At 52.4% G+C, this 18,728-nt stretch carries 15 protein-coding genes and 1 tRNA gene; 7 read left to right on the top strand and 9 right to left on the bottom strand.

Features of this window, described 5'->3' with window-relative positions:
- Nucleotides 1-683 (bottom strand): class I SAM-dependent methyltransferase (locus P3X23_RS01345; RefSeq protein WP_300872376.1); only part of this gene is annotated, 683 nt, incomplete at its 3' end.
- 98 nt (nt 684-781) lie between these two features.
- A complete protein-coding gene (locus tag P3X23_RS01350; protein WP_300872378.1) occupies nt 782-2,035 on the bottom strand; it encodes an FAD-dependent hydroxylase in 1,254 nt (417 codons plus the stop codon).
- 114 nt (nt 2,036-2,149) lie between these two features.
- On the opposite strand from P3X23_RS01350, the gene P3X23_RS01355 reads away from it, so the two are divergent.
- Nucleotides 2,150-2,740, top strand: a complete 591-nt coding sequence (locus P3X23_RS01355) for a DUF3318 domain-containing protein (RefSeq protein WP_300872380.1) — start codon at nt 2,150-2,152, stop codon at nt 2,738-2,740.
- Here the strand turns inward: P3X23_RS01355 and P3X23_RS01360 are convergent.
- Together P3X23_RS01360 and trxA are read right to left on the bottom strand one after the other, a co-directional pair.
- Nucleotides 2,737-3,999, bottom strand: a complete 1,263-nt coding sequence (locus P3X23_RS01360; RefSeq protein ID WP_300872383.1) for a DUF445 family protein — start codon at nt 3,997-3,999, stop codon at nt 2,737-2,739. The genes P3X23_RS01355 and P3X23_RS01360 overlap by 4 nt on opposite strands.
- A 21-nt stretch (nt 4,000-4,020) precedes the next feature.
- Nucleotides 4,021-4,335, bottom strand: a complete 315-nt coding sequence (trxA, locus tag P3X23_RS01365; RefSeq protein WP_300872386.1) for a thioredoxin — start codon at nt 4,333-4,335, stop codon at nt 4,021-4,023.
- Between the two features lie 364 nt (nt 4,336-4,699).
- Between trxA and P3X23_RS01370 the strand changes: the two genes are divergently transcribed.
- Nucleotides 4,700-6,346: an AarF/ABC1/UbiB kinase family protein gene (locus P3X23_RS01370; RefSeq protein WP_300872389.1), complete on the top strand. Its 1,647-nt coding sequence runs from the start codon at nt 4,700-4,702 to the stop codon at nt 6,344-6,346.
- Nucleotides 6,347-6,351: 5 nt separating this feature from the next.
- Here P3X23_RS01370 and P3X23_RS01375 read toward each other — a convergent pair whose 3' ends face one another.
- Nucleotides 6,352-6,633 carry a DUF3593 domain-containing protein gene (locus tag P3X23_RS01375; protein ID WP_300872392.1) on the bottom strand — a complete coding sequence of 94 codons (282 nt, stop codon included), beginning with the start codon at nt 6,631-6,633 and terminating at the stop codon, nt 6,352-6,354.
- A complete protein-coding gene (gene typA, locus P3X23_RS01380) occupies nt 6,633-8,423 on the bottom strand; it encodes a translational GTPase TypA (RefSeq protein WP_300872395.1) in 1,791 nt (596 codons plus the stop codon). Before typA ends, P3X23_RS01375 begins: the two co-directional genes overlap by 1 nt.
- 136 nt (nt 8,424-8,559) lie before the next feature.
- Here typA and P3X23_RS01385 point away from each other — a divergent pair, with 136 nt between their 5' ends.
- Nucleotides 8,560-11,028 carry a cyclic nucleotide-binding domain-containing protein gene (locus P3X23_RS01385; protein ID WP_300872398.1) on the top strand — a complete coding sequence of 823 codons (2,469 nt, stop codon included), beginning with the start codon at nt 8,560-8,562 and terminating at the stop codon, nt 11,026-11,028.
- Here the strand turns inward: P3X23_RS01385 and P3X23_RS01390 are convergent.
- Together P3X23_RS01390 and P3X23_RS01395 are read right to left on the bottom strand one after the other, a co-directional pair.
- Nucleotides 11,029-11,110 (bottom strand) — tRNA-Tyr (locus P3X23_RS01390). It lies immediately after the preceding gene.
- A gap of 71 nt (nt 11,111-11,181) precedes the next feature.
- Nucleotides 11,182-11,694 (bottom strand): hypothetical protein, encoded by a 513-nt coding sequence (locus tag P3X23_RS01395; protein ID WP_300872400.1) that lies wholly within the window; start codon nt 11,692-11,694, stop codon nt 11,182-11,184.
- Nucleotides 11,695-11,735: 41 nt separating this feature from the next.
- Here P3X23_RS01395 and P3X23_RS01400 point away from each other — a divergent pair, with 41 nt between their 5' ends.
- On the top strand, nt 11,736-13,700 hold the full coding sequence (locus P3X23_RS01400; RefSeq protein ID WP_300872402.1) for an adenylate/guanylate cyclase domain-containing protein: 1,965 nt from the start codon (nt 11,736-11,738) through the stop codon (nt 13,698-13,700).
- Here P3X23_RS01400 and P3X23_RS01405 read toward each other — a convergent pair.
- The gene (locus P3X23_RS01405) at nt 13,697-14,815 is read right to left on the bottom strand and encodes a geranylgeranyl reductase family protein (protein ID WP_300872405.1); all 1,119 of its coding nucleotides are present in this window, start codon (nt 14,813-14,815) and stop codon (nt 13,697-13,699) included. The genes P3X23_RS01400 and P3X23_RS01405 overlap by 4 nt on opposite strands.
- A 709-nt stretch (nt 14,816-15,524) precedes the next feature.
- Between P3X23_RS01405 and P3X23_RS01410 the strand changes: the two genes are divergently transcribed.
- The 3 genes from P3X23_RS01410 (at nt 15,525) to groL (ending at nt 18,612) form a co-directional block, all read left to right on the top strand.
- The gene (locus P3X23_RS01410; protein WP_300872407.1) at nt 15,525-16,409 is read left to right on the top strand and encodes a carbohydrate ABC transporter permease; all 885 of its coding nucleotides are present in this window, start codon (nt 15,525-15,527) and stop codon (nt 16,407-16,409) included.
- Nucleotides 16,410-16,594: 185 nt separating this feature from the next.
- A complete protein-coding gene (gene groES, locus P3X23_RS01415) occupies nt 16,595-16,906 on the top strand; it encodes a co-chaperone GroES (RefSeq protein ID WP_298612538.1) in 312 nt (103 codons plus the stop codon).
- Between the two features lie 68 nt (nt 16,907-16,974).
- Complete coding sequence (gene groL / locus P3X23_RS01420) at nt 16,975-18,612, top strand: chaperonin GroEL (RefSeq protein ID WP_300872409.1); 1,638 nt, start codon at nt 16,975-16,977, stop codon at nt 18,610-18,612.
- Nucleotides 18,613-18,728: the final 116 nt, after the last annotated feature.

An 18,728-nucleotide genomic window follows, 5' to 3' on the forward strand; every position in this document is an offset into this window, starting at 1 on the left:
TTGGCCAAGAGAGTCTCATTGCTCTCCTTCTGCTCATAGCGGAGGTTCCACGCGCGGGCTTTGAGATCCACACCATCCTTGAGTTCTCTCATGATTTCGCGGACAATATCCATTTCCATTTCTTCGGGATTGTCGTCCATCAAGCCCATCAACTTAAAGAGACTTTGGGCACGAAAGAAGGGGAAGCGTTGCAGCGCGCTGTGGAGATTACTGCGGAGAATGCCATCGGGTTTGAGTGCACTTTTAAGGGCTTGAAGACCTTCCACGGGATCCGGCAGTAGATACAACACTTCATCACAATTAATGTAGTCAAACTGCTCCCCCCATTCAGGCAACTCTAAAATAGAGCGAACTTCAAAGTAAACGTTGTCAATGCCGTGAAACTTTAAGCGCTCAGTTGCCAATTTAATGGATTCAGGGGACAGGTCAATACCGACAATTTCGGCGCCGGGGTTGGCGATCGCTAGCACCAATGACTTGTAGCCAGTGCCACAACCGGCATCGAGAATCCGCCTTCCCCTACTTTCAGGAACGCGATGGTCGCGCCGATAAAAGGCCGTAACTAGATCGTGGATAAAAAGAGTATTGGTGTCTTCCTTGGGAGTTTTCTCAACGGGAATCCGTGGATAGGGACCATAGTCAAACTGGCGGCGAATTTTCTCTAGATCATCGGTAACAGCCATTGATTTTTTCCAAGCCCTTCATTCTCTGTCAAACTGATACTACAGGACGGCCGTGCTGGAAATAATTGCGTAGAAAGTTTTAATGCGCTCTGGAGAACTCACCGCGGTAGGGGTAAAAGGAGACCCGCCATAAACCGCAGCACCAGACGCTTGAGAGGCAAAACGGTTCGCAATAGCCACAGCCCACAGCGTCGCACCGCCACCAAAGGCCACCATTTATTAGAAAAGAGGCGATTAAGCATATCAGTGAATCCAAGGGTCAAGGCATTTTGCCACCAGCGTTGGCGGTGAAATTGCACCAACGAAGGACGAGCGCCCAATTGCTCAAGGGGAGTTTTTAGAATCTGCTGAGCCAGTGCCCAGACATCCCGCAGACCCAAGTTTAGCCCCTGCCCTCCCACTGGATGACAGCGATGGGCAGCATCGCCGATCACCACAAAGCGATCGCCCACATAGGAATTGACTTGCATCAATTGCGTGGGAAAGAGAAAACGATCGCTTACAGCAGCAATCTCTGCCATGAGCGGGTCTAGATAGGGTTGCAACTCAGCTAAAAAAGCGCGATCGTCTAAGGCGGCAACAGCTTCCGCCCGCTCGTGAGGCAGTGTCCAAACCACTCGATAGCGATTGCCCAGTAAGGGCAGCACTCCCATTGGCCCTGTCGGCCAAAAGCGTTCATAGGCCATCACGGGTTGGGTATGGGCAACATTGAGGGTGGCAACCACACAGGACTGACCATATTTCCATCCCTTGGGTTCAATGCCCATCTGCTGCCGCAGGGGAGATTTACCACCATCTGCCCCAACCACTAAACGGGCGGTCAAGTGAGCCGCCTGAAGTTCGGCAGAATGAGCAGAGATGAGTGTCAATTGAGCGCGATCGCCCTTTACTTCGTTGCTCACCACCCGCCAGGGGCAATAAAATGTGACATTGCTAGCAGACTGTAAAACACTCTGAAGAGTCTCGGCGATCGCTGCGTGCTCACCCACATAGCCAATAGCTGCTGTGCCCAAATCCTCCGCGGAAAAGTGAACCGTCAAGGGGGATCCTTCATCGGAGAGTTGCGTCAGCTCAAAGGGCTGCACATGGGGAAGCAGCTTATCCCACACCCCTATCCACTCAAAGAAGTAACGGGACACTTGGTGCAGAACATAGGCTTGGCCTTTAGTGTTCTCCCGCGCGTAGGGAGTTGCTTCAATAAGAGCGATCGCCAGACCACTGTGGCGCAACGCACAGGCCAAACTCAAACCCACAATCCCTGCCCCCACAATTGCCACATCCACGGCTGGCAATTCTTGAGGGGAATAGACCAGCGACTGTTCTGAAGGGGCAAAGGCCGATATCATCACCATTTTGATTTGGGCACAAAAAACATTTGCTCTTTTATTTTAAGGAATCCACCGGATTGCAGGAAAGGTAGCCTAATGGCAGACTAAGGGCAGAGCATTGATTACATAGCTATTCCTATGACCCCAGAGGCTGAGATTCATCGTCTGCTTGATCTAATGCCAGCGTCGGCGCGGATGCGCTGTAAACTAATTGCCCGTCCCCACCAAAGCCAAGTGCTGCGCTATCAGCCTGCTCTTCCTTGGGGCGATTGTCCGATTGAAATTAACTTTCGTCTGTGGCAGCATCTCGATACCCCAGAGCGCGATCTTTTACTGCTGCGGGCAGTGGCATGGTTTGACACCACCGGTTTGATCAAACTTGACCTCTACCAAGGACTAACGGTGGCAGGCTTGCTAGGTACAGTTTTGCAAGTTATCCAAGCAGACCCCGTAGGCGCCTTGGTGGCGGGGGGGCTAACCACCTTTGCTGGACTTCAAGTATGGCAAAATACGCGGGGCATTCCCGTGGAAGTGGCAGCCGATCGCCAAGCCCTGAAATTGGCTCAACGACGTGGCTACAGTGAACAAGAGGCTGCTAAAGCTCTCCTTTCAGGCATTTCTCGGCTGGCAGAGTTGGAGCGCCGTCCTGTCCTTGATGTCACTGAACTGATTCGCTGCCAAAACCTGCGCCAGTTGGCGGGTGAGTCTGAGGTTAAAGTCCCGGTTTAGGGCGCTTGCAGACTTTGCCAGTACAAAAAGCCCGCCTGTAGCACACCAATTAAAAAACCAAGAATGCCCCCCAAGCGGACAATGGCTTGCAACTCACTGCGGACAATCCCCTGAATCGCCAGTTCTAGATTTTCTGGCGAGGTGGCCTTGACCCGATCCACAATTACCCGATCCAAATCCAAAATAGGGATGGCACGCTCAATAATTACCTCCATATCCCGTTCAAGATAGCGATCAAGCACTAAAGCCAACTCATCGCTGACCACTTCTAAGGAAGCATTCAGAGTGGCTGAATCCCGCAGTCGCCGCAAAATACTGAGGGAAATGGTTTCCCACTCCACCGTTTGACTGATAGTTTCAATGACACTAAAACCCTGCTCTTGAATATAGCTGCGCACCGTCTGCCCAAACAGTTGCCGTAGCTCCCGCACCGTAGCGAGGGGCAAACTTTGCAGGGTGATATTCTGCAAGGCTTCCACCAAGCGTTGCCGCAAAGCCAATGCCGTAATTAATTCACCCAGACGGCGGTTACAGGCTTCGCGTTCATTGAGGCAATACTCCCGCAGACGAATCAAAGTACTGCGCACACCCACAAGATGAGCCACTATCCAGTAGGTACCGCTGGTGTTTTCCCGCAGTTCTTGATCGAGGACGTTAATTGTGCGATCAGTGAGAAAGTCAATGATTGCCAGTCGCAGGCGATCGGGGGGCAACATGACCGACAGCAGCCAATCCGCTAGTTTCTCCGCCTGTTCATCATTCAGTTGTAGCTCCACCAACACCTGATCAAATAGTTGATTAAGTTGTGGCTCTAAAAAACCTTCCCGCCGCGACCACACTTTAATTAAACGGGGCAGGGCACTGCCAAAAAAATCCCGCAAAATATTTGCCAAAACCTGCGCCGATCGCTGTTCACTTTGGGCCTGAATTTGGCTGAGGCTTGTTTGGAGGAGCCAATGGATGACTGCCTTCACCCGTTCCACTTGCAACAGACGTCGCGCTAAGTTTTGCAGTTCCTCTGGCGTCAGTAAAGAACCCAGAATGGCATCAGCAATGCGACGAGCCAGTCGCTCTTGATTGCGGGGAATAAGACCAGGGGTAAAGGGGAGTTTCTTGCCCCCTACATAAATTGGCTTGTAGGGGCGAAAGAGCATTGTAATTGCCAAATCATTTGTAAAGTAGCCGATGACACCTCCTGCCAGCGGTGGTACAAGCAACGTCCAATAGTTGATATTGGCCAATCCTGATTGATTCCTCAAACGCTTTACTGCTGAAGAATTTTACAGGCGGCGAATTGCATCAATTAGAACCTCCGGTGGCTGAACCCCTTCCCAGCGCTGAACTTCACGGCCACGATGGAAGAGAATCAAGGTTGGCAGGGCACGAACGTGGTACTGACTTGACAGTTGAGGATAGCGCTCAGAGTCAATTTTGACGACCTCAGCGCCCGATTTCAAGACTTGTTTAACTTGCTCTAAAATCGGTGCCATCATGCGGCACGGACCACACCAGTCAGCATAAAAGTCAACGAGGAGGGGTTTATCTGTAGTGGCAAGGAGATCGCTGAAGCTACTAAATTGACGTGTCGTCGCCATAGTAAATTCCGATCGGGACTCTATCCCTATCATAGACACGGCAAAGGGAATCAGGGAGAAGAAAGCAGAACAAGTGGGACATACTCCCGACCCTCATGCTGCGCGGAGAGGGGGCTGCTCCAGTCTTTCGACCGTTGCGTTTGATAGTGAGCCGATGCCCTAGACTCACCCAAAATATCGCTGCAAAGTGTTCATTTTCAGGAGCTGCCCATTCCCCTAGCTCGGACACTTCGGGGGCATTGAACCCCTTCAGCGCCCCTAGCGCTCCCCTTCGGAAAAGCGCGCGGCTTCCCGCCGATTAGCTGAAGACCCAAGAAAAAGGGGGTATTGTTGAGGTTGGGCACTTTGTTGTGATTGTTGCTGAATGCTGGTTACTGCCTCTACCTATCGTCCAAGTCGCTGGCTATTGTTGCGCCGTGTCAGCCAAATTGTGGGGGTGCTGGCGCGCTTTGGCAGTCAGCTATTGTGGGACTATGCTTGGCGGCGAAGGAGCAATCGCACCCAATCGCAACGCGCCCGCTGGTTGGTGCAGCAATTACTAGTTTTAGGGCCAACATTTATTAAAATTGGCCAATTTCTTTCCACGCGGTTTGATCTATTGCCTCCGGCCTACATTGAGGCACTCAAGAAACTACAGGATCAGGTGCCTCCCTTTGACTCGCGGCAGGCGATCGCCCTCATTGAGCAGCACCTAGGACAATCTATTACGGATCTCTACGCCACCTTTGATACTCATCCCCTTGCTGCAGCCAGTCTTGGCCAAGTCCACCGAGCAAAGCTCTACAGCGGTGAGGACGTGGTTGTCAAGGTGCAGCGTCCTCATTTAGAGGCGCAATTGTATCTGGACTATGTTGCCATTGGTGAACTCATTCGCTGGGGCAATCGCTGGCTCCCCTTCTTACGTCCCTATGCCCTTCAAGAGATCTATGAGGAGTTTTTCAGTATTCTGTTGCGGGAAATTGATTACGTTCAGGAGGGGCAAAATGCTGATCGCTTTCGGGCTAACTTTGCCCAAGACCCCCATATTCGCGTCCCCAAAATTTATTGGACACACACTTGCCGCTATGTCCTGACGTTAGAGTATCTCCCCGGCATTCGCATTGACAATCGTGCCGCTCTCGAAGCCTTTGGTTTGAACCCCCAAGTTATTAACCAGCGGGGGATTTGCTGCTATCTGAAGCAGCTACTGATTGATGGCTTTTTCCACGCTGACCCCCATCCGGGGAACTTGGCAGTGACTAAGGAGGGCGATCTCATTTTCTATGACTACGGCATGATGACGGAAGTCCCTGCCCTCAATCGGCAACAGATGGTGCAAACATTTTTTGCCGTTCTGCAAAAGGATAGCGATCGCGTGATTGCTACCTTGATGGAATTGGGGCTGTTGATGCCAGTCGCTGACAGAGTGCCCCTACAACGGATTATGCAATTGATTTTGGATCGATTTACCGAACGACCTGTGGATTTAACCGCCTTTAGGGAATTGCAACAGGAGGTCTATGCCCTTTTTGAGCAGCAACCCTTTCGCCTACCGGCAAAGATGACCTATATTCTCAAGTCCTTAACAACCCTCGATGGAATTGCCCGCAGTTTAGACCCTGAGTACAATCTCAGTGCCGCTGCCCAGCCTTTTGTAAAGCAATTAATGAAGCGTTCGCGGGGGGGCTGGCAAGAACTGATTCAGCAAACCCAAACCCTAATCAACCAACGGCTACAGCAGCCCAGTCGACTGGAAGTGCGGCTGCAACAGTTAGAGAACCGTTTAGCTTGTGGTGAACTGCAACTGTCGGTGCGCAATCCCACAATGGAGCGGCAACTGCGGCGCATTGAAAGTCTGTTGGTCTGTTTGGTGTATCTGGGATTGGCTGGTTTTACCCTTTTGGCAGGGGCAATGTTGTGGTCAGCCAAGGCTTTAGGGGGGGCGATCGCCCTCTTTACATTGGCAGCACTGGCAAGTTTGGCGCTTTTGCGCAGTTGGCTTCGCTTTCTTTGGCTATGCCGCTGGCAATAGGCAAATCAAGCAGACTCCTTGAGGGTGCGGCGAAAGCCTAAGGCAATGAGAATATTGGCCAGTGTTAAGAAAAATTCTGCTCCCCCGTGCAACCCATCCACGTTGGCCAGTGTTGTGCCATAAACCTTTTGGGCATAAAGTCCGGCGGGAATCGTGACGGCGACAAACACCAGCGTTCCATAAAAGCCAATGAGGGCTAAACGAGGTGTAGTGGGGTTGCGGGTCATGAAGTACAAAAACCCCAAATAGGGAAACAGTGAGAGGGCAAAAAAGGCATTCGTGAGCATTAACGGCGTGCCAACTTCTTGCTCATTTTCCGCAGTCGAATGGATTGGGGTGTCACCTCCACTAGTTCATCGGCACCAATATACTCCAGTGCCCGCTCTAGGCTCATTTCTACAGGTGCTTGCAGTTGCACCAGTTCATCCCCCGTTGAGGAGCGGAAGTTAGTTAGTTGTTTGGTTTTGCAGACATTGATTTCCAAGTCTTGGGGACGGTTGTGCTCACCGACAATCATTCCCTTATAGACTTTGGTGCCGGGGGTAATGAAAAAGACACCGCGATCTTCGGCGTTTTTCAGGGCATAAAAGGTGGCTGTGCCCTCCTCAAAGGCAATTAAGACACCATTGCGACGGGTGCTGATCTCCCCTGCCAAAGGACGATAGTCCAAAAAGCTGTGGTTCATAATCCCTTCACCGCGCGTTAGGCGCATAAATTCGCCACGGAAACCAATAAGACCGCGGGCAGGAATCACAAACTCCAGTTGAGTCCGACCATTGCCCCCCACCTGCATATCCTGCATTTCGCCGCGTCGTTGGCCGAGGCGTTCAATACAGCCGCCGACGGCTTCATCAGGAACATCCAGCACTAAGCATTCGTAGGGTTCGCAGGGCTGGCCATTGACTTCACGGTAGATCACCTGCGGCTGGGAAACTTGGAATTCATAGCCTTCGCGGCGCATTGTTTCAATGAGAATGCCGAGGTGCAATTCACCACGACCAGAAACGGCAAAACGATCGGGGGAGTCGGTTTCTTCGACCCGCAAAGCCACGTTGGTTTCCAGTTCCCGAAACAGGCGATCGCGCAATTGCCGTGAGGTAACAAAGGTTCCCTCCTGACCGGCAAAGGGGGAGTCATTGACAGCAAAGGTCATTTGCAGGGTGGGTTCATCCACCTTAATTAGGGGTAGGGCTTGGGGGTTGTTGGGATCGGTGATGGTTTCGCCAATGTTGGCATCACTAAAGCCAGCGATCGCCACAATATTGCCAGCACTAGCCGTCTCTAATTCAATCCGCTTCAATCCTTCAAAGCCCAAGAGTTTGGTAATCTTTGCCTTGACAATTTGGCCATTATCCTTGACCAAGGCGGCCTGCTGGCCCACTTGAACGGTACCATTGTGAATTTTGCCAATGACAATCCGCCCCAGATATTCTGAGTAATCTAAAGTTGTTACCTGTAGTTGCAGGGGGGCATTGGGATTCCCCACTGGCGGTGGAATGTGACGGACAATGGCCTCAAAGAGGGGCTGCATATCCTTGCCCTCATCATCCAGGTTTGCCTTGGCATAGCCCGCCAAGCCCGAGGCAAAAAGATAGGGAAACTCACACTGATCGTCATCCGCCCCCAGTTCAATAAACAAATCCAGCACCTTATCAATGGCTTTGTAGGGTTCGGCTTGGGGACGGTCAATTTTATTCACAACCACAATGGGGCGCAGACCTTTTTCAAGGGCTTTTTTGAGAACAAACCGCGTTTGAGGCATTGGCCCTTCGTTGGCATCCACAATCAACAAACACCCCTCCACCATCCCCAAGACACGTTCCACTTCACCGCCAAAATCGGCGTGACCGGGGGTATCCACAATGTTAATTGTCAAATCTTTGTAGCGAACCGCCGTATTTTTGGCCAGAATCGTAATGCCGCGCTCCCGCTCCAGATCATTGGAGTCCATCACGCATTCGGGAATGTCCTCCCCTTCTCGAAAGGTACCCGATTGACGCAGTAGAGCATCCACCAGTGTGGTCTTCCCATGATCAACGTGGGCGATAATGGCAACATTACGAATCAGCAGACTCATAGTGACTTCCTGCGTTTTTGATGGAGCATTGAGGAGTGTGACAAACCTTTACAATCCTAGCGCAGTTTGGTAAAGGAACTAAGTCCTAGGATAGGCGGTGTTTGCTGTAGCCCCTTTTGTTTGGGAAGTGCCCTTTATGACTGATCGCCTGAGTTGGCTGCAAACCCATACTCCCCTTAGATCGCTTTCTTTGCAAGCATTAGAGGCGATCGCTGCTGCTCTGCGCACAGAATCCATTGCTGCCAATCGTCGCATTGTCCTTGAAGACACACCAGTCACACATCTCATCATCCTGCGATCGGGAGAATTGGAGGCCTACCACACCACCCGCGATCGCCCCGCTACGGTAACGACCCTTTTGGCGGGAACGGTTTTACACTGGCTAGAACTCGTGATGGAGCAACGGGCGCCGCAAACAATAATTACGCTGACAGACTGCCAACTGTGGACACTGTCCCGCGAGGTGTTTGCCACATTAGTGACTCAATTTCCCGAACTCCGTCAACAGGTATCGCAGCAGTTGCAAAATGCCCTCAGTGATCTTGTCCACGAGCAGGAGCGGCAAGCGGTGTTACGTCCCTATCTTGTCCCGCGGGTAAAACAGGGAATTGTGGGGAGTAGCCGCTATGCAGTGCGCTTGCGCCAAGGGATTAAGGACGCCGCAAGCGATCGCCAGCCGGTATTGATTTTTGGTGAACCAGGGCTGGAAAAAGATAACATTGCTGCTCTCATTCACTATGGCTCTGGCGATCGCCGCCAACCATTGATTCGCTTTAACTGTGGCACTTTATCCGCCCATGGGGCAGAACTCTTTGGCAAACTCAGGAAACCCGGCCTCCTCGACTGGCTAGCAGAGGGCACCTTGATTCTCAACAACGTCCATGAGTGGCCTACTCACCTCTATCCGCAACTGCGTCGCCTAGTAGCCGAACAGACCTATGAACCAGTAGCAGAGACCCCCGTCCCCCCCCGCCGCTTTCCAGGGCGAGTGATCCTGATTGCCGAAAAGAAAAGCTGCGATTGCCAAGACCTAGTGCGCCATCAAATTAAAGTGCCGCCACTGCGGGTAACAAAAGCAGACATTGAAGCCTTGGTGAATTACTACATTGCCTTCTACTGTCGGCAACGGGGCATTCCTAAGCCTCGGATCACCCCCGAAGCCCTACGACGGCTCCAAAGTTATGATTTTCCCGGTAATTTGCGGGAGTTAGCGAGTTTGGTAGAGCGTGCCCTTGTCCAAGCAGCAGGGGCAGAATTGCTGACAGAAGAAGTCTTTTGGCCGGAGCGATCGCGCCAACGGCGCTTTCGTTGGAACCTACTTAATGCCTATCCCCAATTGCGTGCCTTTTTACGCAGTCCGTGGTGGCCCGATCGCCTAAATTACGGCCTCATTCTCTGGCTTTTTCCCCTGATTATTGCCATTGGTCTTTGGGGACCACAGGATCGCCAACATAATTTTACCCTGAACCTCTTCTGGGCGTGGTGGTGGCCGCTCTCTCTGTTGATTTTTCCTTTTTTGGGGCGCATCTGGTGTGCCGTTTGTCCTTTTATGATCTACGGCGAAGTCCTACAAACCCTGTCTCTAAAAATTTGGCCTCGAAAACTACGCCCTTGGCCGCGTCAACTGGCCGAACGTTGGGGGGGTTGGGTACTCTTTGGCCTCTTTGCTGTGATTCTGTTGTGGGAGGAACTCTGGGATTTACCCAATACCGCCTATTTGTCGAGCTGGTTGCTGATCTTGATTACAGCGGGGGCAGTAATTTTTTCCCAACTCTATGAACGCCGCTTTTGGTGCCGCTATCTCTGTCCTATTGGGGGCATGAATGGTCTGTTTGGCAAGCTCTCTATCATTGAATTGCGGGCGCAACAGGGAGTCTGTGCTGCCAGTTGCCAGACCTACCAATGCTACAGAGGAGGACCCGCTCTTGGTGAAGGTCAAGAAACAGGCGGCTGTCCCGTCTATTCCCATCCGGCGCAACTCACAGACAACCGCAATTGCGTTTTGTGTATGACCTGTCTAAAGGCCTGCCCCCACCGCTCAGTGGAAGTGAATCTGCGTCCCCCGGCCATTGATCTGTGGACAAGTCATAAAGCTACAGCAGCAGAAGTTTGCCTACTCTTTTTGCTGTTGGGGGCGGTGGTGCTGCATCATTTACCTGTCTTGTTGGGGTGGCTAGGATTCGAGGAACCTAATTTTTGGTTGCAGGGCATGACGGCCATGATGGCCCTTGCATTACCTGGACTCTTGGCATGGAGTTGGCACCAGATGCAGCGGCAAAGCGCAGTGCCTTTTGTACGGTTCGCCTATGGATATTTACCCTTAGTGCTGGGCGCCAATTTGGCCTATTATCTACCCCTTGGTTTAGGGGAAGCGGGTCAGTTGTTGCCCGTGACGTTTGCCACCTTTGGCCTCGATGGCGCCAGTTTACCGAGTTGGCAAGCCCATCCAGCAGTTATCGGATTCCTGCAAACGACCACACTTGTTGTGAGTACCCTTGCCAGTTTGATTCTCACGCAAAAAATTACCCGCTTGCCTTTGCGGCAGATGTGGCATCCTTGGCTAGGCATTCTCGCTCTGGCTTGGGGAATCGCCTATTTGCTTTGATGGGCCGGGCTGGATTCGAACCAGCGTAGGCGTAGCCAACGGATTTACAGTCCGCCCCCATTAACCACTCGGGCACCGACCCTTTCATCGCGATTTTTTAATATACCACATAAAGGGGAACACTTGACGTTTCCGTTTTTAGAAACCAGTTCCCTACTCCTCAAGGGTGTAGCTTTGCAGGTTTTCTAGGGGCTGTACTTTAAGGAGACGTTCGGCACGGCGAATCTCGCTGTCGCTGCCTTGAATCAGGAGCAGGTATTTGCCCCGCTGCAATCGCTTTTCAAAGGGGATGCCGGACTTACCTGTAATCACCACTTGGAGACCACCGCCTACAGTGAGACTCCCCAGAGCACCAGCGATCGCCCCAAAGATGCCCCCTAAAAGACTATTGTTTAGGCGATCCAGCATCGGTAGAATGTCAATTTGAGTCGCTTGGTTAAAGGTAAAGCCGGCAAAGAAGCCAAAGGGAACAAGCCAAATCAACATCCGTTGCATTTGCTGGCGGGCGACTTGAAACGGATCAATTAGTCCCAACTCTGACCACTGTTTGTAGCCCCGACCCAACAGGGCTACTTTTTCCATCGGGAAGCCGTCCTTTTCAAGCTGGGTATAAACGGCCTCGGCCTGGAGGCGATCGCCCAGTGTCGCTACCAAGTAATTTTTCATAGCGATAGGATGAAGGAAATTTCTTGCTTGCTTGCAAAGCTATGCTGCCCCTATTGTCCCACTTTCGTCGCACCTTTGCTGATCTGGGTCTGATTGTTGTCGTCAGTGCCGTAGCAAGCACAGTTGTCATTGGCATTCGCGAACTGGGGGGGCTACAGCCACTGGAGTTGGGTGCCTACGATCGCCTAATGCAACTGCGCCCTATGCCTGGACCAGACCCGCGACTATTGGTGGTGGCAGTCACCGAAGCCGATATTCAGCGTTACCGTTCCCTATCGTTGCCGGATCAGCTTTATGCTCAAGCTTTCCAAAAACTCCTCAAACACCAACCCCGTGCCATCGGCTTAGATATTTACCGCGATTTTTCTGTACCGCCGGGGCATGAGGAGCTTAACCGCCTTTGGCTGAATTCAGATCGCCTTTTTGCTGTAACGAAAGTGGGGGATGCCACTCACCCGACGATTCGCCCGCCCGCTGCCCTCAGTGCTGATCGGGTGGGGTTTAATGATGTCGTGGTTGATGCAGGCGGCATTGTCCGTCGCAGTTTACTCTTTTTACCGGATGATCAGGGGAATACGCTTTACTCCTTCTCTTTGCGGCTGGCGCTGCGGTATCTGGCGGATGAGGGAATTGAGCCTCGGGGCAGCGATGCGGATCCAGCGGTGATGCAGTTGGGGCAGAGTATTTTCACACCCCTACAACCCAATGATGGCGGCTACGTGGGAGCAGATACAGCAGGCTATCAGATTATGCTGAACTATCGCGGTGATCAGCGGACAGTGACGTGGGTGCCCCTTGAGGATGTCCTGACGGAACGAGTAGCACCGGCATTGATTCGCGATCGCGTGGTTCTAATTGGCAACATTGCTGAAAGTGGCAAAGATTTTTTCTATACCCCCTTTAGTTCCGGTCTGCGAGATCAGCAGCGCATGGCGGGGGTGTTTATCCATGCCCAAATGGTGGGGCAATTTATTGATGCCGGTTTGGGCGATCGCGCCATCATCTGGTTTTGGCCCAATAGCGTTGAGAATGGTTGGATAATTCTCTGGGCACTCATTGGCGCCATCCTAGCTTGGCAAGTACGCCATCCTGTCGCCCTAGGGGCGGCTGTGGGAACCGCTCTGTTGATTCTGTTGCTCACCTGTTATGGTTTTTTTCTAAAACTGGGGTGGATTCCACTTGTGCCACCGGCATTGACGCTTCTTCTTGCCAGTGGAGGGGTAGTCACCTATAGGGCACAGCAAGCCCAACAGCAACAGCAAATGGTGATGCGCCTGCTTGGCCAAAGTATCTCCCCGGAAATTGCCGCCGCTATGTGGGAACGGCGGGATGAACTCCTCAAGGATGGTAAGTTGCCCGGCCAGCGCCTGATTGCCACGCTGCTTTTTACAGATTTGAAGGGGTTCAGCACGATTTCTGAAAGTATGGAACCGGAGGAACTCTTTAACTGGCTCAACGCCTACCTAGAAAAGGTGGCGGATGTAGTGCAAAGCTACCACGGCGTGATTAATAAGTTCACAGGGGATGGCATTATGGCTGTGTTTGGCGTGCCGATTAAGCGGACAAGTCGCGCAGGAATTGCCATTGATGCTCGCAATGCTGTGGATTGTGCCTTAGCTTTGGGAGAACTGCTGGAGGAACTCAACCGCGAATGGGCCGCCCAAGGGCTACCACAGGTCATGATGCGGGCAGGAATCTATACAGGTCCCATTGTTGTCGGCAGTCTCGGTAGCAAGAACCGCCTCGAGTACGGCGTTATTGGTGACAGTGTGAATACAGCCTCCCGCCTTGAGAGTGTGGATAAGCATCGCCAACCAAGTCCCTGCCGTATTTTAGTAGCACAGGAAACATTGGAGTACTTGGGCGATCGCTACGAGGTGGAGGCATGGGGACCTTTGGAACTCAAGGGCAAAGAGCGCAAAATTCAAGTGTTTCGTGTTCTTGGCATCCGCAAAGGGTTAGCACTCTCCCCCAACCAGCCTACGGCTATTGAACTAGAGATCTAGCGCCCAGGAATCAGGGAACTGCTCAAGCGTTGGATAGCCCGTCTAGCAATATCGCGATAGCGCAATTCCCCACAGAGCACTTGACCCAACCGCTGGGTGGCAGAGGGGCGTTTCATGGCAAGGCGATAGCCCACCCCCGGCATGCGATGGAAGAGGCCAGCAAGGCGTTGTGCCCACACTAAATCTGTCCCCCATTCCTCCTGCAAGGTCTTGCTGTAGGTGGCCAGGGCATCTGCTTCTCCCCCAAAAGCAGCAGCAATAGCTTCAGCAGCACGCATGCCACTGTAGAGGGCGGGACGAATCCCCTCGGCAGAAAAGGGATCTACTAGACCAGCGGCTTCACCGGCAAGTAGAGCATGGTGGGTATGCAGGGGATGCTGACCTGCCCACAAACAGAGGGAATGGTATTGAATGGGGCAATCGGCAAACGCCAGATTGTAGGCAGCACAATACTGCTGCAAAATGGGTTCCCAGTTGGGGCGATCGCTCCCCCGCACAACGGCAACCCCCACGGTTCGTCGATCTCCTTTGGGAAAACTCCAGAGGTAGCCATTTTTAACAAGGCCAAATTCAAAATGCGCCGCGCGATCGCCTGCGGAATTCGGCACGGTCATCACTGCTGCAGTGCGCACAACTTTGGGCTTGAACCCCAGCCACTGGGCAACCTGGCTATTGGCACCATCGGCAGCAATGAGATAGCGCCCTCTATACGGAGTTGTTGCCGTGTGGATCTGCCAGTGATCTTCTTGGAACATAATCCCTGTTACCTCGGCCTGATCCATAACAACTGCACCCTGTTGTTGTGCCTGCTGCAACAGGTACTGATCAAACACCGTACGCTCGACAATCCAGATCGGCTCAGGAATACTCAACTCGGCTTCCACGGCATCACTGAGCTGCCAACTGTAGCGCACAGTGCGGGTCGTATCGACAATGGCAGGCTGAAAGTCAAAATCAAACCATTGGCCAACCGCTGGTGAAACAGCGCCTGTGCAGGGTTTTGGGCGAGGTAGAGCGGCCTTTTCAAGGACTAAAACTGAAAGCTGGCGCCGTGCAAGATGATAAGCGGCTGCCCCGCCCGCAGGTCCGCCACCAACGATAATGCAGTCGTACATTTGTCCTGTGCTGGCTCCCTTTGCCGAACCTCAATGGATGCAAAACTGCCGCTAGCGTATCAGATCTAGCCAATTTTTATTTAACCGCTGTGGACGTTGGCGCCTGCGGCTTGAGGAAAGTAGCCGCCAAGACAATTCCGAGAACTGCAAGGGCAACAAGCAATTGACACTCCCCTGTTTGAAAACAGAGGATCCTAGGAGGATGCTACGCAACTTTATATTCCTTCAGGGAAGAATACACCACTTCTTCCTTTTTTAGGCTCTTAAGCTATCGTTTAACACTTCGTGATATACATGGTCTTGGTTGCGTATTTAATTTTAGAGCTAGTGGACATACCAGAATACTTTGGGAAGAAACGGTTAGACAAGTTGAGATATTGGCAATTAGAACTCAGTCGGCGATGTTCAATAGTGCATTGGAGCTTTGATTGGCCGCCAGAGCTACTGGTGGCCTCTCACATCCGCTCGACGCAGGCTTAGAGTGTTAGGTTTTGTTACAGGATTCAGCACTTTTGGTGAAGGGGGTGCTCTGGAGTAGTGACTTTACCCAATTGGAGTACCAGTTGGTCGGGGGGGCTGGCTGTTGGTAGCTTTACTGTTGCCTTGAGTACAGCAGTGTGGCCACTCCTGAATGCCGCCATTGGCATCCGCGTTTCCCCCAAAGAGGAAATCGAGGGGGTGGATATTGGCGAGCATGACATGAAAGCCTATGCCTGCTTCCTTTGCCGCGAAGTTCCGCGAAGAAGTCAAAGGGTTTGTGGATTTGCTAAAGAGAGGTGCGGCAGTGGTTACTCCTAGGGCAGGCTTAACACTTGTATTGGCACTGGGGGCGTTGCTGGTACTCAGCCCTTTATTGGTGGCGCTTTGTACCTCCGCGTGGCCACCGGGAACCTTGCCCACCCAATTGTTGCCCCCTCAAGGCTGGACATGGCAAAGCTATCAAGCGGCATGGCAGCAGGGACACTTTATCTTGGCTTTTGCCAACTCAACGTTTGTGGCTTTGGCGGTGACGGCGCTTCAGTTGGTGACCTCAGCCTTAGCAGGTTACGCCCTTGCGCGGCTTTCGTTTCCGGGTCAACAGACAATTTTGCTGCTGATGCTGGCAACCCTAGTGATCCCATTTCAACTCTTGGTAATCCCCATTTTTCTCATCCTCAAGGCGGGTCATCTCATCAATACCTATGGGGCATTGATCTTACCAACTGCGGCCAATGGCTTTGGTGTTTTTTTGATGCGGCAGTTTTTTCTCACCTTGCCCGTTGCCCTTGAGGAGGCAGCACTCTTGGATGGGGCAAATCGGTGGCAAGTGCTCTGGTATATTCTCTTGCCCCTGAGCCGACCGGCCTTGGTGACGCTGTTTATCTTTACCTTTGTCGGGGAGTGGAATGATCTTTTTAAGCCCTTGGTCTTTACCACCAAACCAGAACTGATGACGGTGCAGCTTTCCCTAGCCAATTTTCAGGAGCAGTTCACCAATGATTGGCCGTTGATGATGGCGGCGGCGGTGATCGCCACTGTGCCGGTGATGATTTTGTTTATTTTGGGTCAGCGGCAACTCATTCGTGGCATTGCGACTACAGGGCTAAAGAGCTAAAGTGCCGTTCGGAAAACCGTACTGCAACAGGAGTTGCGATCGCTAACTCTCTCTCGCTACATTAGCACTCGAAGGGTGAGAGTGCTAAACAATAACAAGTCAGGCTCTTACCCCCAGAGACTGCGCGATGAGCCGTGCAGTGAGTGATATAGTCCATACTCTTACAATTGGGAGAACAGTACGCTATGGCACCCGTATCTCTAAGCGTTTCAACTGTGAAGCCTTTGGGCGATCGCATTTTTGTCAAAGTCAGCGAAAGTGAGGAACGTACCGCAGGGGGCATCCTTCTGCCCGACAACGCCCGTGAAAAACCCCAAGTGGGCGAAGTGACCGCCGTAGGTCCCGGTAAACTCACTGAAGACGGCAAGCGCCAGCCCATGGATGTGAAAGTGGGGGACAAAGTGCTGTACTCCAAATATGCCGGTACCGAAGTGAAACTGGCGGGCGAAGACTACGTTCTCCTCTCGGAAAAAGACATCTTGGCCATTGTTGGCTAGGTCGCTGACTCCTTTTCATTGCTGTGCGATTTTTCATCACTGTTGAACGATTGAGGTAGGAAACACATATGGCGAAGCGCATTATCTACAACGAAAATGCTCGTCGTGCCCTCGAAAAAGGGATGGACATTTTGGCTGAATCCGTGGCCGTGACCCTAGGTCCAAAAGGGCGGAACGTGGTTCTGGAGAAAAAATTTGGTGCGCCGCAAATTGTCAACGACGGTGTCACTATTGCCAAAGAAATTGAGCTTGAAGATCACATTGAAAACACGGGTGTGGCCCTAATCCGTCAAGCCGCCTCCAAAACCAATGATGCTGCAGGCGACGGTACCACTACGGCGACGGTGCTGGCCCATGCCATGGTGAAAGAAGGGTTGCGCAACGTTGCCGCCGGTGCGAACCCCATTGCCCTGAAACGGGGGATTGACAAAGCCACCCACTTCCTTGTTGAAAAAATTGCTGAACACGCCCGTCCTGTGGAAGATTCCAAAGCCATTGCCCAAGTGGCTGCCATTTCCGCGGGGAACGATGAAGAGGTGGGTCGGATGATTGCCGATGCCATGGAGAAAGTGGGTAAAGAGGGCGTGATCTCCCTTGAAGAGGGCAAATCCATGACCACCGAACTGGAGGTCACCGAGGGGATGCGCTTTGACAAGGGGTATATCTCCCCCTACTTTGCCACCGATACCGAGCGCATGGAAGCGGTGTTCGATGAACCCTTCGTGCTGATCACCGACAAGAAAATTACCTTAGTTCAAGACTTGGTGCCGATCCTTGAACAAGTGGCTCGCGCCGGTAAACCCTTGGTGATCATTGCTGAAGACATCGAGAAAGAAGCCTTGGCCACCCTCGTGGTCAACCGCCTGCGCGGTGTTTTGAATGTAGCTGCGGTGAAAGCTCCCGGCTTTGGCGATCGCCGTAAAGCGATGCTGGAAGATATTGCCGTCCTCACAGCGGGTCAGGTGATTACCGAAGATGCGGGTCTGAAGCTGGAAAATACCAAGCTGGATATGCTGGGTAAAGCTCGCCGCATCACAATCACCAAGGATCACACCACGATTGTGGCGGAAGGTAATGAAAAAGCCGTCAAAGCTCGCTGCGAGCAAATCCGTCGTCAGATTGAAGAAACCGACTCTAGCTACGACAAAGAAAAACTGCAAGAGCGGTTGGCTAAACTCGCCGGTGGTGTGGCGGTGATTAAAGTCGGTGCTGCTACCGAAACTGAAATGAAAGATCGCAAACTCCGTTTGGAAGATGCGATTAACGCCACCAAAGCCGCTGTGGAAGAGGGGATTGTCCCCGGTGGGGGTACTACTTTGGTTCACTTGGCTCCTGAGTTGAGTAACTGGGCGGCTGAGCACCTAACGGGTGAAGAACTGATTGGTGCCAACATTGTTGAGCGCGCCCTCAGTGCTCCTCTGCGTCGCATTGCTGAAAACGCAGGGCAAAATGGTGCCATCATTGTCGAACGGGTCAAAGAAAAACCCTTTGATGTGGGTTATGATGCCGCCAAAGATGAATATGTCAACATGTTTGATGCCGGTATTGTTGACCCTGCTAAAGTTACCCGTTCGGCTCTGCAGAATGCAGCTTCCATTGCCGGTATGGTGCTGACCACCGAGTGCATCATCGTTGACAAGCCCGAACCCAAAGAAAACAATCCTGCGGGCGCCGGTGCCGGCATGGGCGGTGACTTCGACTACTAAGCCCAACCGGTCGGTGAATCCCTCAAGCTCACTGGGGTCACCCCTAGGAATCTAAGTCACACTCAAGGCGGGGAAGCTATACCCCGCTTTTTTATTTGGCGTCTCCAAAAGGGTCT

It is taken from the genome of Thermosynechococcus sp. Uc (genome assembly GCF_029335995.1).
In the GTDB taxonomy this organism is placed as follows: Bacteria; Cyanobacteriota; Cyanobacteriia; order Thermosynechococcales; family Thermosynechococcaceae; genus Thermosynechococcus.

Coding starts and splice junctions, on each gene's coding strand:
- P3X23_RS01350 (WP_300872378.1), bottom strand. CDS start 2,035: ATGGTGATGATATCGGCCTTTGCCCCTTCAGAACAGTCGCTGGTCTAT.
- P3X23_RS01355 (WP_300872380.1), top strand. CDS start 2,150: ATGACCCCAGAGGCTGAGATTCATCGTCTGCTTGATCTAATGCCAGCG.
- trxA (WP_300872386.1), bottom strand. CDS start 4,335: ATGGCGACGACACGTCAATTTAGTAGCTTCAGCGATCTCCTTGCCACT.
- P3X23_RS01370 (WP_300872389.1), top strand. CDS start 4,700: ATGCTGGTTACTGCCTCTACCTATCGTCCAAGTCGCTGGCTATTGTTG.
- P3X23_RS01375 (WP_300872392.1), bottom strand. CDS start 6,633: ATGCTCACGAATGCCTTTTTTGCCCTCTCACTGTTTCCCTATTTGGGG.
- typA (WP_300872395.1), bottom strand. CDS start 8,423: ATGAGTCTGCTGATTCGTAATGTTGCCATTATCGCCCACGTTGATCAT.
- P3X23_RS01385 (WP_300872398.1), top strand. CDS start 8,560: ATGACTGATCGCCTGAGTTGGCTGCAAACCCATACTCCCCTTAGATCG.
- P3X23_RS01395 (WP_300872400.1), bottom strand. CDS start 11,694: ATGAAAAATTACTTGGTAGCGACACTGGGCGATCGCCTCCAGGCCGAG.
- P3X23_RS01400 (WP_300872402.1), top strand. CDS start 11,736: ATGCTGCCCCTATTGTCCCACTTTCGTCGCACCTTTGCTGATCTGGGT.
- P3X23_RS01405 (WP_300872405.1), bottom strand. CDS start 14,815: ATGTACGACTGCATTATCGTTGGTGGCGGACCTGCGGGCGGGGCAGCC.
- P3X23_RS01410 (WP_300872407.1), top strand. CDS start 15,525: ATGCCTGCTTCCTTTGCCGCGAAGTTCCGCGAAGAAGTCAAAGGGTTT.
- groES (WP_298612538.1), top strand. CDS start 16,595: ATGGCACCCGTATCTCTAAGCGTTTCAACTGTGAAGCCTTTGGGCGAT.
- groL (WP_300872409.1), top strand. CDS start 16,975: ATGGCGAAGCGCATTATCTACAACGAAAATGCTCGTCGTGCCCTCGAA.